This window comes from Spongiibacter sp. (assembly GCF_041602295.1).
In the GTDB taxonomy this organism is placed as follows: Bacteria; Pseudomonadota; Gammaproteobacteria; order Pseudomonadales; family Spongiibacteraceae; genus Spongiibacter.
Map to the genome: position 1 here is coordinate 1 of NZ_JBFIGO010000193.1, position 1,873 is coordinate 1,873.

Here is a 1,873-nt window from a genome sequence, read left to right on the forward strand (position 1 = left end):
ATGACCCTGATGCCACTCAACGCCTCGGCCTCGGTGTCGGTCATTCCTTCAGAGGCCTACTTGTCGCCATCTAATAATGAAGTGATCTTCACCGTACTCAATCAAACCGAGCACGCACTGTTTTTCAGTTTCGATTTAACGCCCTGGCAGGGGAGCGGCGTCACCACTGCAAGTGATGAGCAAATGATGCTGGCCACCCGGGCGCTGAGCCTGTCGTCTTCGACACGACGCGTACCGGCCAACGGCAAGGTGCAGGTCACCGTCGCGCTCAATCAAAACACGGTGAGCGAACTGGGGTTATTCCGGCTTAATCTGAACTGGCACTCGAATGAGGAAGAAACCACCCAGCTTTCACTGACTCACTCGCTGCCGGTTTTTGTCACCGAGGATAACGCCAAGCCCCGGGTCCATTACCGGACCGCTGTCCACGGCGACAACCACTTTCTGATTTTGGAAAACCACGGGAAAAAACCCGCCCATATCAACGCCTACCGCTGGCAGGACGGCGAAGCCATTCCCTTTTACGCCTATGCCTGGCCCGGCATGACGCGCTATTTTAAATTGCCCAAGGGTGGAGAGGGTGAGCTGACCTTGAATGCCAGCGGTATCGGCTGGACCTACAGCGACGACGCCCTGCAGTACGTGAGTATTTATTAAACCAAACCGGTAATCAGGCAGCACCGCTTTCGTGCTGCTGCAGCCACTGCACCAGCGCAGATCGCCCGCGCACACCGATCTTGTCGTAGACCTTGTACAGGTGGGTAGAGGCGGTAGAGGGCGACATGCCCAGCGCCGCGCCCACTTCTTTAAAGCTGCAGCCCTTGGCCACGCAGCGCGCCACTTCCATTTCCCGCGCGGTGAGCAGGTTGCTGCGGCGGTCGCGGTGGGCGGCCAGCCGAATGCCGTCGTCAAAACGCAGCACGCGAATATACAGCCCCTGCCACACAAAGCCGTCGGCGGGCGCGGCGGGAATGCTAAACGGCAGCGACGTGCCGTCCCACGACGGCCACTGAGAGTGGATATGGGCATCGAAGGCCGCGCAGCTGCGGCTCAGTTTGCCGCTGTCGTCGACCCAGGCCACACCGGTGTCGGGCGGCGCCGACGCCAGCCGACTCTCGCTGAGCAGCAGCACATTTTTCTTGGTGGTAACCATGCCCTGCGCCAGGGCCTGCCAGGCTTCGTCGGGCATTGCGTAGGAGTCCTTGCGCAGACCAAACACCAGCCGCTGCACGACGCCATCTCCGTCTTCGAGCTGATAGCTCTGCTCGGCAAGGCCCGGCGCAATGGCTTGTTCCGCCACGCGCTGCGCTTTCCCCTCTGCATCAATCGCCAGCCACTGGCAGTAGGCCAGCGAAAAATCCTCACTCACCTGACGGCAAAATTCCTCCTCATACTTGTGTCGAGGAAGATTCGCCGCGAGGGAATACAGGGCATTTAAACGATCAATGAGAAATACAGTGGACAGCATAGTTTTATTTTTTTGTGAACTACCGCACTAAACTAGTGTCCCGCTGGCGACTTTTCAACCGCAAGCGCAAACATTACCGATTTTTAACACAGCAGCGACCATGCGCAGTGAGCAATTCGAAATTGTGAGTCCCGGACGCCTCTGCTATAGTTGCGCGCTGCAAAACCGCCCGTAGCTCAGCTGGATAGAGCGTCGCCCTCCGGAGGCGAAGGTCAGAGGTTCGAATCCTCTCGGGCGGGCCACAGACTTATTGAGATCCTCGCCTGCAGCGGGGATTTTTTGTTTGTGGCCCGCGCCTTTCTTTCTATTAATAACTGTAGCCGACATACAAACGCCACTGACGCGGCTCAAACACCTTGTAGTGATTGTCTTCAATGCCCGCGGCCGGCTCGCCCGGCAAGCGCG

The 1,873-nt window shown here is 58.2% G+C and carries 2 protein-coding genes and 1 tRNA gene; 2 read left to right on the top strand and 1 reads right to left on the bottom strand.

Translation table 11 applies throughout. The annotated features are described in order from the left end of the window. The coding region (locus ABYM29_RS15580) for a hypothetical protein (RefSeq protein WP_372865710.1) at nucleotides 1-657 on the top strand (657 nt) is incomplete at its 5' end. 13 nt (nucleotides 658-670) lie between these two features. Here ABYM29_RS15580 and ABYM29_RS15585 read toward each other — a convergent pair. Then, nucleotides 671-1,468 (bottom strand): response regulator transcription factor, encoded by a 798-nt coding sequence (locus ABYM29_RS15585; protein WP_372865711.1) that lies wholly within the window; start codon nucleotides 1,466-1,468, stop codon nucleotides 671-673. A gap of 165 nt (nucleotides 1,469-1,633) precedes the next feature. Here ABYM29_RS15585 and ABYM29_RS15590 point away from each other — a divergent pair. Further along, nucleotides 1,634-1,710 (top strand) — tRNA-Arg (locus ABYM29_RS15590). Nucleotides 1,711-1,873: the final 163 nt, after the last annotated feature.

What these genes read in the sequence shown, in the direction of transcription:
- ABYM29_RS15585 (WP_372865711.1), bottom strand. Translation starts at nt 1,468, where the DNA reads ATGCTGTCCACTGTATTTCTCATTGATCGTTTAAATGCCCTGTATTCC.